Below are 13,391 nucleotides of genomic sequence, written 5' to 3'. Positions count from 1 at the left end.
GCGCCCCATGATCTGGGCGCTTCAAGGGCAATCTTGGCTTGTGCTACGAAGCAACGCGGTTAACCTTGGGGTATTCGCTTTCTATTGCTCCGAGGTCCGCTTGCCAGCTCCAGCAAAAACACCCAACAGTGGCGCTCGCCCTTCCCCACTGTTTGATACCTACGAAACCTTTCTCTCGTCTTCGGCTGCTGAGTACGTTGCAGAGCGGCCGGCGATTGAGGAGTTCCTAAAGGTTTTCGCTCCCCATATTCCGGCAGCAAATGACCTCGCCCATGCTCGAGCGTTTTTGAAGTCCTATAGCGGCCAAGCAACCACGTTTAAGGCCTATCGCACGCAGGTAGAGCGCATCCTGTTGTGGTCCTGGATCATCGCAGGGAAATCGATTCTGGACTTGCGCCGGTCTGACGCTGAGAGATTCATGGATTTCAACGTGGCTCCGCCCGCGAGCTGGGTGGGAGATGCTGTACGCCAGAGGTTCCTCCCAAGGGGGGGCGTCTACGAACCGAACCCTGCCTGGCGCCCCTTCGGCATCAAGATTTCGAAAAGTGATCGAAAGAGAGCCAAGGAAGCCGGCGAGGAGTTGGGGGTGTCTGGTTACAAAATGGCTCAGGGCAGTATCCGGCAGGTCTTTTCCATCTGTAGTTCGTTCTTCGAATTTTTGACTCAGGAGGACCTGGCTCAAGGAAACCCCTTCAAGGCGATCAAGGGCAAAAGTCGTTGGATCAGGACCACAGCCAAACGAAGTGGCGGGAAATCCCTTACCCAGCTGCAGTGGGACTTCGTGATCGAGACCGCGGAGCTCATGGCTAACGAAGCACCGGAATCTCATGAGCGCACGTTGTTCATTGTCTCTTCTCTGTTCTCTATGTACCTACGAGTCTCGGACCTGGTAGGTAATCAGCTCTGGACTCCAACGATGGGTTCGTTCGTCAAGGAGGATGAAACTTGGTGGTACGAGGTGGTTGGTAAAGGGAACGTAGAAGCGCGCATTGCAGTGAAGCCTGACTACCTCAAGTACCTGAAGCGGTACCGTCAGAGCCGTAATCTCACGCCCCTGCCACTGAAGGGAGAGCAGGCCCCTCTCCTCACAAAGTTGAATGGTGCCCCAGGATTGAGTGATCGCCAGGTGCGGAACATTGTCCAGGAGGTCTTTGATCGGGCTCTGAAGCGAATGCATGAGGAGGGACGATCGGATTGTGAAGTTGACGACCTACGGGTTGCCACCCTGCATTGGCTTCGTCACACAGGGGCGACCTTTGATGCTCCTCATCGTGATGCAAAAAACCTTCAGGCCGATCTCCGGCACAAGTCGATGAGCACGACTCAGGACATCTACTACAACTCGCTGGACGATCAGCGTGCGGCTGAAGTTGAAGGCCTGACGGTCAAGCGCTGATCCAGCGGGCGGGTTAGCGCAAGCAACAACAGGGATTAGCCTGCGATCGGCTTACCTTCCGGGTTAGAGAACAGGGTTATCTTTCTTGGGGTTACCGATTGGGGTTATAGGGTGTGGACAGATGGCTGCACCCCAAGCCCTGTCTACCGTAGGCTACTTTGACGCCGTACACCGGATTCCGGGACCCGTACAGCCTGATCCGGTAGCCGTACACGAGGCTCCGGTCAGCGCTCAGAGGACTCCGGTTGATGCACGCAAGATTCCGGTCGCGCTCAGGGGATTCCGGTGGCGTACACCGGAATCCGGTCTCCTGTTGATAACTAGCCATTAATTTCTGGATAACCTGTGTCTAAGCTGTGTGCAACCTGTGCATGGCAACTGCTTTACTTTACCGAAGCATCAGTAAATCGGCTTTAAATACAGTGGCTTACACCTGTATATGGTTACCTTTTACTGACAGCATGAGTCACGCCTGGCTAACGACCGGAATGCTGTGAGCGTACGGGTAAATCCCCTTCTGAACCGGAATTTGTTGAGCGGGAGGGCGTTCAGGTCTGGAATACGGCTAATGCGAGACCGGATTTCTCTGAGCGCTTCCCCAAACGCCCCTACCCGCGGCTATTAGCTCCTCGAACCGGAATCTCCTGAGCGCCAAGGGAGGCAATGAGGGTGGAGCGGGGACCGGAATCTTGCGAGCGCCCGGGAATCTAGCCGGCCTGCGGCAAAATGCACATCGAGACCAACCGGAATTTCGTGTACGCCAAGTCCGACGCAGGCTCTGCCAGTCGGACTTGGCGATGCGCAGATCGACCGGATTTTAGTGAGCGGGCACAACAAGGCACTCGCACAAGATTGAATCGGTCTCGGGGCTGCTCGAGCTGGCCAACCTTGGCAGCCTTATGAGTGGTACGGGGGCTAGCAACAGCGGATGGGCCTTGCCCACATCCCTGAGCCGCAACTTCCAGCGTCGACGCCAGAGTCATGGGGCGCGCGGCTGGCGCAATAGCCCAGCCCCATCATAGTCTCCGGTGACCAGGAAGAAGCGATTACGATCACGACCAGGCCCGCATGCTGAATTTGCCGGAATTCCGTGAGCTGGGAAACGCGCCGAGGGGCGGCCTTGATGACGTCTGTCCAGGGCTTGCTTTTCTGGTACCGGATTCCTTTGAGCGGCAACTGGCTTTGACGGTGGTTACCCTTCAGGAAGACCGGATTCTCGTGAGCGGTACCCAGCGCATGCCAATCCTCGAGGTGGATAGGCCGGAATATCGTGAGCGCAAGGCTCAATGACTGCTCTAGGGTGAACCGGAATCTGGTGTACACCTACTCCCCCGGGGCTTTGCAACTGTGTAAAGCATGGGGGCAAGAGCTGGAGTGCGATTGAGAGATAGAGGTCTGAACACCGGAATTTCATGAGCGCAGCGTCCCGCTGGACGCTACACCGTTCAACTCCGGATTCTGGTGAGCGCCCGGCAGCGCGCCGGCTAGGGAGGCAGAGGGTGACCGGAATTCTGTGTACGGACTGCCCGCCCGGTTTTCTCCTCGTGGGGCATCGATCCAGCCGGGGAAGACCACATCAGCGCGTTCCGCGGATTTACGGGGCAGGGTTTTCAGTGGAAGACCAGGTCCGATATTCCGGCCGGAATTTGGTGAGCGGCCCGTATTTCCTGCCCTGGAGGCATGGTCGGTGATCGGCACTACGCAGAATGGACCGGAATTTCCTGAGCGGTGCGTGAAAGAGCGCTCATCCTCCCGGCCGGAATCTGGTGAGCGCTCGAGCTCCGAACCTATTGCCACGGTAACCGGATTCTTGTGAGCGCCCCGTTTTTCATGGGATACAGCAAAGCCTTGCTCGGTTTTAGCGACCGGAATCCTGTGTACGGTATGAGAGATGCCGAACAAGTGGGTTGATCTTCTTCGAGCCGGAATGCTCTGAGCGCTCACAGGATTCCGGCGATCCGAACCGCCAAAGCGGATCTCAGAACGGCTTATGCGAAAACGGTCTTGATTTGGACTAAAAAATCAAGATGAGGGAATATATCCTTTGCATCAGGTTTGTCGAGACGGACGAAACGCGAAAAGTAAGAGAGATAGGCCATGACCGAGTTGAAGCTGACACCTGAAGAAGTACGGCAGGTAGCTGTAGATGACAGGCGATTCAAGCTGCAAACAAAGTTCGATCTGGAATCAGGTCAGGGCGTTCTCCCTTTCACGAATGAGCGTTTCTTTGAGCAAAGCAACCCCATCGTCCGTTCAGCCCTCTTCTCAGCGGGCAAGATTCCCAAAGGCCTCTTCTTCCAGGAATGGACAGAGATCTTCTCCTTGGGATCGGGCTCAATCTGGTACCGCGGTCCGGCGCTGTCTACAGATCACGAACTCGTCCTGGCCCGAATCATGGTGCTGGCCCGCGGCAGGTCACTGACCCAGTCCGTCAAAGTCAAACAGGCTGATGTCTGTCGTTGGCTCAAGCTCGACGACTCCGGTGCGAACTTCAAAAAGGCCCGAAGGATTCTTGATGACCTCGCCGGCGGCGAACTGCGGATTTCAAGCAAGCCTGCTCTGAAGAGACTCTACAACCTGCTCACACGACCGCCGCTCGGACTGCCTGATAGGGACTTCTTTCTCGAGTACATCAAGAATCGCTACGGAGATCAGATCAAGGAGATCGCGGCGGCAATTGAGTCAGATGATACGGTGGTCGATATCAGCATGCGGTTCTTGACCAACCAGGCAAAGAACCACAAGACAGGGCGACTACTGCTTAACCTTGACCCGATCGCTGCAATTTTCTTCGATGGTGTGAATACCACCCTGGTGCCCTTTGAGATCATGGATCAATTGGATCGATTTGGGACCAAGCTTTTGCCCTTCATCGCATCCCATAGAGATGGGGTATGGCCTATCGGGCTTGAGAAGTACCACGAGTTCAGTGGTTCAAAATCCGAGTATCAGAAGGTCAAGCGGCGGGTGAAGTCGGATCTCAAAAAGCGATTCGAAGACTGGCAGGCGAAGGCCTGGATTGAACCTGGTTGGGACATCTCCAGGAACGATGACGGGGACGAAATAGTCCGAGGGTTGAAGATCGGAGCGAAGGTGCGCATCCGTTCTGAGCTGGAAATCCTTACGGCTGTAGGGGATGACTTAGAGGATGCGGAAGACATTGATGCTGCCGAGGCTGAATCAGCTTGAGGCGCGGTGACCGCGCCTCATGGGGATGACTTAAGCAACGCTTGCGGTCGAGTCAAAAGCTAGGCATTCAGAAACTGGGATGAACTCTTGCCGCCGGCACAGCCAAGCCGAAAGGAAGGTGTAGGCAGTAGTGAGCGCGGCGATCATGGCCATCGTTTCTTTCTTCTCCCTTCGATTCCTTGCATTCGCTCTAGCCTGGGACTCCCCTTTGTACTTTGTGCTTACGAATAGTGATGCCACCAGTGCGCCGAGCACCGCATAGAACACTGACACCAGAGTCATTTTGGCGATGAGTGACAGGCTGATGCTCAGCCATCCCTGATTGGTTCGCACTGACGCATACACCGCGAACATCAATGCAAGCATGAAACCCGTTAGGCCTGCGACCATTGCGAGTTGACGGGGGAGCTCGAGCCAGTTCATCAAGAAGGCCAACACCACGCCTGCAGCCGGCAAGAGGTTCGTGATTGCGGCATCCGTATAGTCGTTGTAGATGGTTGCTTGCCCCTGATGGTGCCTCCACATCGCCCAAGCTGTCAGAAGCGCACCCGCCAGCAGCATGTACTTCCAGGCCGGGCTGGATTTGAACTGCTGCCACAGAGATTTCTCCGGCGCGCGGTATGACGGCGAGAACGAGGTTGTACTCGAAGCTTGCGCAACCTGTTGGGGTGGTTGGTACTGCGGGATTTGGGCTGGTGCCTGCTGGTGCGCCCGTTGAGATTCGATCGCTTGGGCGGCCTGAGCGCGCTGCTGGAGTTCGATGATCGCCTGCTGGCGCTGATTCTCGATCTGCTTCTGTCGAGCTGCGTCTTCAGCCGCCAGGCGCTCCTCAGTTTGCCGCTGCCTGATGGCCTCCTCTTCCTGGCGCTTGATGAGCTGGGCCTGAGCTAAAGCCGATGCCGATTTACCCCTCTCTGCCGTCACATATTGATCAAGCGCCTGTATGCGGGCGCCGATGGTTTTGTCGAGGCACTTTTGGTCAGTACATGCATCCCTTGTAGCGAGCCATTCACGCTGCGACTGACGGACCGCCTCGTACTGGTCAGGATTTACCTCCAGAGCGGTCCTATAGGATTTGGCTAACCAATCGTCCAACCCGGAAAGGTAGCCATCACGGCAGATTTCTTTTTCGGGGAAGCTGCTGGCCTTGGAGCAGTCAAAGCTTGCTGCCACAGTTTGGCCGGCCAGGAGGGCCAGAAGCAGACCGGAGGCTGCTGCACGAAGTTGCATCAAGATCATCCTTTACTTGTTGATCGCCTGTCTGCGTTATCGGCGGCCCACGGCGGTTTATGAGCCCCCGTTGACCATAACGCCCGAGCCGAATGATGCCAGTCAGTCCTACTGATGGCTATCTGCCAGGTCCTCAGGTGTTTCCTTCCGCACCACGTTCTTCCGCGGATTGGACGCGGGAGGAAAGCTCTGCCTTCATGCCCTCCAGCTGGGCGGAAAGGCGTCTCACCTCGCTGTTCTGAGTTCGAGCAGAGGCTTTTGCTTCCACCAGTTTCTCCTCGGTCTCTCGTCTCTCCTTGACGGCGCTTTCAAGCTGCCTTTCGGCCTCCGAATGCTGAGTTTTTACCGTGGCGAGTTCGATCCTCAGGTTCATGAGTGATTGCTCTGCGACCTGCAGCTTGTCCTTCGCGCTGTCAGCCTCAAGCGCCAACTTCCTGTTCTGCGCTTGCAGGTCGGTCAACTGGGAGGTCATGCCAGACAGTTGCTTATTCAGGCTCAGGATTTCCCCTCTCAGTTGGATGTTGTCCGCCGAGAGGGTGCGGTTGTCTTCGCGCAGAGAGGTCAGCGCGTTATCGAAAGTCGCCTGCTCCTGCCGGCGTTGCTCGTTCAGGGCTGCGAGATAGTGCTCATGAGCATCCCGCTCTGCTTGAAGGTCGTGGGTTAGCTTGCTGGTCGAGCGCTTCTCCACCTCCAGGTTACGTTGCGTGTCAGTCAGCTCCTGGGCCAGGCGGCCCAACTCAATGTTGGCCGAGTTCAAGCGCTCAGTCAGTTCGCCCAGCAGCCGTTCGCGATCGGCAAGGGTGCCTTCAGTCTTCGCAAGCTGATCGACGGTGGCTTGGTGCACCACTCGCTCGCCATCAAGGACCTCCTCCATTTCCTTGATTTGCGCCTCGCAGCGCTGCTCGCCTTCACGAACGATCCGCTCGGAGTTCTCTTTCATCTTGTCGTGAAGCGCGTGTACCAAGGCCTGCAGCTCGGTCTGGATGCGCCCGCCATCGCCCAGCATTTCGATTTCCTCGTCGCGGAGATCCTTCCAGAACCTCTGCACTGTCGAGTAGGAGCCGCCTGTGATGGCCTGTATGGAACGCACAGTTACTGGGGAACCCTGGTTACGGAGTTGCGCAATCGCCTGGCGAACCTCCTCTTTCGTGATCCCAACGCGGCTCATGGCTGCCCTCCGTACCTATTGACAGTATCCGAAAACTATGATTTGGCGCCATTTTACCGGCGAACTTTTGTTACTTGCATTACGTAACAGGTAATTACGGTAATATTATAGGTCATGCGCAAGAGAAACGGGTTAAAAATCACATCGGATAAAAACTGTAATCCTTGGCCATAGCCTCAAAACGGCCCTGTACGTGATTTCTGGCGGTTTCATGTGGGGTGTAGGGCGTACTTTGCGCGTACGGATGAATTTCGCTGCGGGGCTGATCTGGCTACAAATCGTGGTGGCTGTTACTGAGAGGGGCGGCCGCTAAGCTGGGGGAAAGGAGCAAAAAGCAGAGCCTTCCAATACCGCGATGAGGTGGTGAAGCGAGCGTGAGTGTATTCTGTCGCCCTTGCACAAACTGAACTCACAGGAAACGGAATGAAAGGGCCGGTCGCGACAGTCGAGCTCTGGGAAAAGGGCCGATGTGTTTTCAGTCACGCGGTCTCTAGGGAGCTGCTCCAGGCTGCAGTTGATGAAGGTTGTCATTTGCTGCTTGTAGGAGGAGACGGGACACCGGTGCTTGGCAAAGATGCAATGGTCCCCCTAGGTCATCTGTTGAAACGACAACGGAGCCAGCGCGGCCAGCAACCTGCTGTTCAGCCAAACACTGAAGATCGCTCGCCCGGTGTCAGCTTGGGGTGGCTTATCGCACTGTTCGAATGGGCCTGTCAGAATTCCCCGCTCGCAGAAATCCGGTACGTTCACCATGCCGAGTTCACCCTTCCCACACCGAAGCAGCCCTTGCTTCGGATTGAACAGCATGACTCAGGCCGCTACGCCCCTCGGACTTGGGAGAATGCCAAGAGCGCTGACATTACCGTCGCCTTTGCCTCCGATTTCACAACCCGGGGTGAGCAATTGACACTGCGGGCGGCCGGTGAAGCCTATGTGGCCATCCCCGTTTCAATCGAGCCAGTCGCCGCTGCCCGGCGCCTCTATAAGGCGATGTCAGCTGCAAAGGCGCGCACCTTGAATGTCGCCGGGAACGGTATCTACACACTGTCTAAGCATGGCTGGACGCAGGAGAGCATCAATGCCTGGGTGTACCAAGTCATCGGCAAGGTCCACCAGCACTGGCCAATCGAGTTCATCCGATCTGGCGGCCAGACAGGAGTTGACGTTGCCGGTTTGGTTAGTGCGCATGCGTTGGGGATTGATTGTCTTGGCCTGTTTCCGAAGCACTTCCTCCAACGAGCGGAGGACAACGTTGATGTGCGTCGCACTGCAACAGAACTCGAAGCTGAAATTCGGACCTGGGCATTGATGCTTGGAGTTAAGAATCCATCGACTGATGAATAGGTCTAGGGTGGCGGTGGGGCCTGGCGCAACCGGTAGGCATCGTACCCCTGCAAGAAATAGCCTTTGGCTACGAGGCTGTTCAACAGTCGCTGATTGACGATCGATTGCACGTACACGATCAACCCATTGCTGTCCGCAATCCGTTCTGCATGGCTCAGGAAATGTGTGAATTGCCCCTTCCCTCGCTCGCCTTCATTCGTGACTTCCAGATCAGCCAGGTCAAGCGTCCAGCGGCCTTCCCCGCCAATCCTGCGTGCCGCGATCCGGGCATACACCATCAGGTCGCCAAACTGGAAGCGAGATCTAGCCCCCATAGATCTAGCATTCGCTGCAGCGAAAGCTTCAAGGGCCAGGTAGTTGGTGGCGTGATTGCTCATCGATGGGATTACTCATTTGGGACTAAGTACCAGGTGTAGGTTGAGCGCAGGTCAACTCGACGAGCCTGGCCAGGTGGCTGACCTCTACAAGTCCTACGGTGATCTGGAGTCGATGGTATCCCGACTGATCAGCCGCCAGGTTCCCAACCAGATCGAAAATACCTTCGGCCGCTACACGGCGATTCGTGCGGTTCAAGAACGTGGGCAGTTCGTGATCGACGCTGCCGCGGCGCTCAAAGGCTCCGTCAATGGCCCTGTCATTATCGACAGCATTCAGATCGAGAATCTGGATTTCAGCGATGCCTACGAGCGCTCCATCGAGGATCGAATGAAGGGGAGCCCGCAGAATTCGGAAAAAATCGTACGCTAACAGTTCAAGCGTCCCGGCCACGCCTGACTGTAGCTTGTTGACTGGTCAATCTGTCTCGCGGGTAAAGCGATAGAACAAGTTCGGCTCGCTGACCACGTACAAATACCCTTCATCGTCGATGGTTACGCCTTCGGCTTGGGGTATGCCTTTCAGCAAACCAGCAAACCCCCTCGCCAAGGAGCGGAAACTCACCACCGTGCCCTCATCGGTCATTTCAATCAGCAGTTTCGACTCGTCGCTCAGCAATATCAGATGACCGCTCTGTTGATCGAAGACGACCGAAGACAAGTCAGTGGCAAATACCTTGTCTTTTACTAAGCTGGACAGGTCGCGGACGTGCAGGGAAAAACCTCCTGTCAGACTGGCACGAAGGCCGCTCACCTCAAGCAATTGGCGAGGGTCACGCTCCTTGGTCACAAACAGGCGGTCACCTTCCAGGTCGTAGGCGAGCCCTTCAAGGCCTTTGTTGCCCTCTTTGCCAAGTGCCAAGGTCAGAGCTGGATACTGGTTTCGGCTCAATGAGCGGTCAGAAGAAAGCTTGCCGTTTTCGTCGATGGGGACATCCACGATAACCAGGCTCTGCCGACGCTCCTCGGCAATTACCAATTGACCGTTGCCGGCATAAGACACCGCTTCCACATCGTGGAAGCCATCCAGGCTGTAACGTCGCTCCACGTCACCGTCACGGCTTAGGGCCAGCAGTTCGTTCGGGCCATTGGTAACCGCCCACAGCAGTTTTAGATCAGGGTCGAAGGTCAGGCCCGAAAGGTTATTGTCCACACCGGGAACCGGCCTAGCATCCAGTTCAACCCGATAGCCAGGCAGCCAAACAGAACGTTCCTGCCAATCGTCTGTGTGCCAGTGGGTCTTGATCCAGAAGTACAGACGATCATCAAGGTGATGAGTACGTACTTGGAATACGGTGAGCAACACAAGGCACAGAAGCGCCCACATCCAAACACTTACTTTCCGTGTTCTGCCCAGCCAGTTTTTAGCCATCAAATACATTAGAAGTCTCGTTAAATGGGACTGACGCCACCAGCCGTGATGGTTTCAACCCGACTCGGTGCGGCTGGCACAGGTGACGCAAAACGGCGTGGCCGGATCGAATTCCAAGCGGCCCGAGGCGATCAACTCGCCGCATTGGTTACACCAGCCATACTCACCCTCGTGCCAACGCTTGAGGGCCAGTTGGAGGCGGACGCGTTCATGCTGCGCCCGACTGCGGATGGCATCGTTCATTGCTTGCTGCTGGAGTGCATCCATCCTCGACAAACGCCCTACCTTGCTTTGATCCAGCTCTACCGATTGCGAGCGAGACTCAGCGTCTTCCAGCAATCGATCCAGCTCGGCAGCCCGCTGTTCCAGCAGGGTCTTGAAATGGGCAAGATCGAGGGCGTCCTCCAAGGCCATTAGCGCAGCAGTAACAGCGGACTGGTTGTGGTGCGGAGCATGCTGGTCGTGGTGCTACCGACCAGGAATTGCCGGATACGGGAATGGCCATAGGCCCCCATCACCAGCAGATCAATGCCATGCTCTTTCTGATAGGCGTGCAGGGTAGGCTCTATCTCGCCGTTCCGGGTCTCGGCACGAACAGTGAACCCGGCGTTGATCAGCACTTTCTGCGCCCAGTCCAGCTGCGCGGACGCTTCATCGCTCACGGGCCCAACCATGACCAGGTGGATCGGCAGTCCCTTCAGCAGCGGGCTGGCTGCCAGCATCTCCACACCCTTGCGGGTAGTAGCGCCGCCATCGAATGCCAGCATCGCGCTCTCGGGCTTTTGGAAGTTGGCCGGGGTGACCAGGATTGGTCGGTGCATGATACGAATCACGCTCTCCAGCTGGCTTCCGACATGCTGACTCAGACCGCCGCTAGACTCGCCCTGGCGACCGATGACCAGCAGGCGCGTTTCGCTTTGTAGCTCTTGCAGGCTTTCCAGCAGATCGCCATGGCGTTGCTTGGACTCCGGTGCGGCCACACCATCCTTCATGGCACGCTCTTTCGCGGCCGCAAGCATGATCCGCCCTTGTTCAAGGGCCAACTTGCCGCGCTGTTCATCCAGGGAAGCAAGCTCATCGAGTAGGTGCTCGCGGCTGCCAAGCCCGATATTGCCACTCAGATTCGCTGCAACCGGGTACTGGCGCTGATCCAGCACATGCAGAAAGGTCAGTGGTGCTTCCAGGCTCAGACTGGCCCAGGCTGCGTAGTCGCAAACGGCTGGGGACGAGGCGGAACCGTCGATACAGGCAATTACGTGGGTCATTGTTGTTCTCCTTCTCAGTGGCCCATGAGTTGATCAATGGCGTCGGGTTTATCGTGAACGCCGAAGCGATCCACGATAGTGGCGCTCGCTTCGTTGAGGCCCAGCACTTCGACTTCGGTGCCTTCGCGGCGGAACTTGATGACCACCTTGTCCAGGGCGGCAACGGCGGTTATATCCCAGAAGTGGGCACGGTTCAGGTCGATGGTTACCTTGTCCAAGGCTTCCTTGAAGTCGAAGGCTGCGACGAACTTGTCGGCCGAGCTGAAGAACACCTGGCCGGTGACCGCGTAGAGGCGGTGTTCGCTGGTTTCGTCCAGCGAAGAGCTGATCGCCATGTAATGGCCAACCTTGTTGGCGAAGAACATCGCGGCCAGCAGCACGCCGGCCAAGACGCCGAAGGCCAGGTTGTGGGTGGCCACCACGACCACCACGGTGACGACCATGACAATGTTGGTCGACAGTGGGTGCTTCTTCAGGTTGCGCAGCGAATCCCAACTGAAGGTGCCGATGGACACCATGATCATCACTGCCACCAGCGCAGCCATCGGGATCTGCTTCAGCCAGTCGCCGAGGAATACCACCATCAGTAGCAGGAATACGCCTGCGGCCAGGGAGGACAGACGAGAACGACCGCCGGATTTAACGTTGATGATCGACTGACCAATCATCGCGCAACCTGCCATACCGCCGATTAGGCCCGAAGCAATGTTGGCCACGCCTTGACCCTTGCACTCGCGGTTCTTGTCACTGGAGGTGTCGGTCAGGTCGTCGACAATGGTCGCGGTCATCATCGATTCCAACAGACCGACCACGGCCAGCGCTGCCGAGTAAGGGAAGATGATGGCCAACGTCTCGAACGTCAGCGGCACGTCAGGCCAGAGGAAGATTGGCAACGTATCTGGCAGTTGACCCATATCACCGACCGTGCGGATATCCAGCCCAACCGACATGGCGACGGCGGTCAGCACGATGATGCACACCAGCGGCGATGGGATGAGCTTGCCGATCTTGGGGACATAGGGGAACAGATAGATGATGCCGAGGCCCGCGGCTGTCATGGCGTAGACGTGCCAGGTGACATTGGTCAGCTCGGGCAGCTGAGCCATGAAGATCAGGATTGCCAGCGCATTGACGAAGCCGGTCACCACCGAGCGCGAGACAAAGCGCATCAGCGAGCCGAGCTTCAGGTAACCGGCGGCGATCTGCAACACACCACACAGCAGCGTGGCAGCCAGCAGGTATTCGAGACCATGATTCTTGACCAGGGTCACCATCAGCAGTGCCATGGCCCCAGTTGCGGCCGAGATCATGCCGGGTCGGCCACCGACAAAGGCGATCACCACGGCGATACAGAAAGAGGCGTACAGGCCGACCTTGGGGTCAACCCCGGCAATGATCGAGAAGGCGATGGCTTCAGGGATGAGGGCCAGGGCGACCACAAGACCGGCGAGGATGTCGCCACGGATGTTGGAAAACCAGGTTTGTTTTAACGAGTGGAGCATCAGAATTCCCAAGGCAATGGATCGCGCAGCACAGCACGGCGCAAGCCATGTGCAGCTGGTCGATACGAGGTCAAATTGTCGGATGTAGGGGTGCTGTGGAGGGTGTTAAAACCGAAGGCACAGCAGAGCGTGACTGCTGGCGGAGCAAGCAGTCACAGATGATGCGGGGGGCGAAGCGCTATGGCGGCGTAGGCAGCCAGATCATGTTTTGCAGGGTAAGCATGAGGTCTTATCGAATGTCTTTGGTAACTCAATGGCCGCGACAGTCTACAGGAAGAGGGCAATTTCTGCGAGTCAACCCCGACTAGGGCGTCCAGCTTGGATGTCAGCCTGAGCTATACCCTAACTGGATTGTCATTTTCAGAAGACGACTGCACCAGTTGATTGGGCGTAATGGCTGTTGTGCAGCCAGCTCCTGACAGTTCAATATCAGAAGTGATCTGCACCAATCTCGACTATGCTCAATACTCGTGTGGGCTCTGTTGCAAAAATCGTGAAGCTTGAGCATGCTTGGCGGAGATTGGACGGACGGAACGATGACGGATTTCAAG

General features: G+C 56.7%; 12 protein-coding genes. 5 read left to right on the top strand and 7 right to left on the bottom strand.

From position 1 onward, the window contains the following. Window positions 1-7 precede the first annotated feature (7 nt). From LU671_RS22200 to LU671_RS22190, 3 genes are all read left to right on the top strand, one after another. Complete coding sequence (locus LU671_RS22200; RefSeq protein WP_010792476.1) at window positions 8-1,396, top strand: tyrosine-type recombinase/integrase; 1,389 nt, start codon at window positions 8-10, stop codon at window positions 1,394-1,396. Window positions 1,397-2,464: 1,068 nt separating this feature from the next. After that, on the top strand, window positions 2,465-2,686 hold the full coding sequence (locus LU671_RS22195; protein WP_010792475.1) for a hypothetical protein: 222 nt from the start codon (window positions 2,465-2,467) through the stop codon (window positions 2,684-2,686). 807 nt (window positions 2,687-3,493) lie between these two features. Continuing rightward, window positions 3,494-4,585, top strand: a complete 1,092-nt coding sequence (locus LU671_RS22190; RefSeq protein ID WP_010792474.1) for a hypothetical protein — start codon at window positions 3,494-3,496, stop codon at window positions 4,583-4,585. Between the two features lie 30 nt (window positions 4,586-4,615). Here the strand turns inward: LU671_RS22190 and LU671_RS22185 are convergent, their stop codons facing one another. After that, complete coding sequence (locus tag LU671_RS22185) at window positions 4,616-5,815, bottom strand: hypothetical protein (protein ID WP_021018396.1); 1,200 nt, start codon at window positions 5,813-5,815, stop codon at window positions 4,616-4,618. Window positions 5,816-5,948: 133 nt separating this feature from the next. Further along, a complete protein-coding gene (locus tag LU671_RS22180) occupies window positions 5,949-6,983 on the bottom strand; it encodes a DNA-binding protein (protein ID WP_010792471.1) in 1,035 nt (344 codons plus the stop codon). Window positions 6,984-7,406: 423 nt separating this feature from the next. Between LU671_RS22180 and LU671_RS22175 the strand changes: the two genes are divergently transcribed. Next, window positions 7,407-8,327 carry a hypothetical protein gene (locus LU671_RS22175; protein WP_054889006.1) on the top strand — a complete coding sequence of 307 codons (921 nt, stop codon included), beginning with the start codon at window positions 7,407-7,409 and terminating at the stop codon, window positions 8,325-8,327. Between the two features lie 2 nt (window positions 8,328-8,329). On the opposite strand, the gene LU671_RS22170 is transcribed toward LU671_RS22175, so the two are convergent. Beyond that, window positions 8,330-8,704, bottom strand: coding sequence for a hypothetical protein (locus tag LU671_RS22170; RefSeq protein WP_033997839.1), 375 nt, complete (start codon window positions 8,702-8,704; stop codon window positions 8,330-8,332). A 73-nt stretch (window positions 8,705-8,777) separates the two neighbouring features. On the opposite strand from LU671_RS22170, the gene LU671_RS22165 reads away from it, so the two are divergent. After that, on the top strand, window positions 8,778-9,074 hold the full coding sequence (locus LU671_RS22165; RefSeq protein ID WP_232856934.1) for an SPFH domain-containing protein: 297 nt from the start codon (window positions 8,778-8,780) through the stop codon (window positions 9,072-9,074). A 45-nt stretch (window positions 9,075-9,119) separates the two neighbouring features. Here the strand turns inward: LU671_RS22165 and LU671_RS22160 are convergent, their stop codons facing one another. Genes LU671_RS22160 through LU671_RS22145 form a run of 4 tightly spaced genes read right to left on the bottom strand, consistent with a single transcriptional unit; the run spans window position 9,120 to window position 12,840 of the window. Continuing rightward, window positions 9,120-10,082 (bottom strand): SdiA-regulated domain-containing protein, encoded by a 963-nt coding sequence (locus LU671_RS22160; RefSeq protein ID WP_021264366.1) that lies wholly within the window; start codon window positions 10,080-10,082, stop codon window positions 9,120-9,122. Between the two features lie 45 nt (window positions 10,083-10,127). Further along, on the bottom strand, window positions 10,128-10,487 hold the full coding sequence (locus tag LU671_RS22155; protein WP_021264365.1) for a TraR/DksA family transcriptional regulator: 360 nt from the start codon (window positions 10,485-10,487) through the stop codon (window positions 10,128-10,130). Then, window positions 10,487-11,338, bottom strand: a complete 852-nt coding sequence (locus LU671_RS22150) for a universal stress protein (protein ID WP_021264364.1) — start codon at window positions 11,336-11,338, stop codon at window positions 10,487-10,489. Before LU671_RS22150 ends, LU671_RS22155 begins: the two co-directional genes overlap by 1 nt. A gap of 14 nt (window positions 11,339-11,352) precedes the next feature. Beyond that, entirely contained in the window at window positions 11,353-12,840 is a 1,488-nt protein-coding gene (locus LU671_RS22145) for a SulP family inorganic anion transporter (RefSeq protein WP_021264363.1), read from the bottom strand. Window positions 12,841-13,391: the final 551 nt, after the last annotated feature.

Origin of the sequence: Pseudomonas sp. NMI760_13 (assembly GCF_021283245.1) — a bacterium.
In the GTDB taxonomy this organism is placed as follows: domain Bacteria; phylum Pseudomonadota; class Gammaproteobacteria; order Pseudomonadales; family Pseudomonadaceae; genus Aquipseudomonas; species Aquipseudomonas peradeniyensis.
Note: the sequence above shows the minus strand (reverse complement) of the source record. Positions and strands in the feature narration are given on the sequence as shown.

Bases quoted from the DNA above. Each gene is read 5' to 3' on its own strand.
- LU671_RS22200 (WP_010792476.1), top strand. From the start codon at position 8: ATGATCTGGGCGCTTCAAGGGCAATCTTGGCTTGTGCTACGAAGCAAC.
- LU671_RS22195 (WP_010792475.1), top strand. From the start codon at position 2,465: ATGCTGAATTTGCCGGAATTCCGTGAGCTGGGAAACGCGCCGAGGGGC.
- LU671_RS22190 (WP_010792474.1), top strand. From the start codon at position 3,494: ATGACCGAGTTGAAGCTGACACCTGAAGAAGTACGGCAGGTAGCTGTA.
- LU671_RS22185 (WP_021018396.1), bottom strand. From the start codon at position 5,815: ATGCAACTTCGTGCAGCAGCCTCCGGTCTGCTTCTGGCCCTCCTGGCC.
- LU671_RS22180 (WP_010792471.1), bottom strand. From the start codon at position 6,983: ATGAGCCGCGTTGGGATCACGAAAGAGGAGGTTCGCCAGGCGATTGCG.
- LU671_RS22175 (WP_054889006.1), top strand. From the start codon at position 7,407: ATGAAAGGGCCGGTCGCGACAGTCGAGCTCTGGGAAAAGGGCCGATGT.
- LU671_RS22170 (WP_033997839.1), bottom strand. From the start codon at position 8,704: ATGAGCAATCACGCCACCAACTACCTGGCCCTTGAAGCTTTCGCTGCA.
- LU671_RS22160 (WP_021264366.1), bottom strand. From the start codon at position 10,082: ATGTATTTGATGGCTAAAAACTGGCTGGGCAGAACACGGAAAGTAAGT.
- LU671_RS22155 (WP_021264365.1), bottom strand. From the start codon at position 10,487: ATGGCCTTGGAGGACGCCCTCGATCTTGCCCATTTCAAGACCCTGCTG.
- LU671_RS22150 (WP_021264364.1), bottom strand. From the start codon at position 11,338: ATGACCCACGTAATTGCCTGTATCGACGGTTCCGCCTCGTCCCCAGCC.
- LU671_RS22145 (WP_021264363.1), bottom strand. From the start codon at position 12,840: ATGCTCCACTCGTTAAAACAAACCTGGTTTTCCAACATCCGTGGCGAC.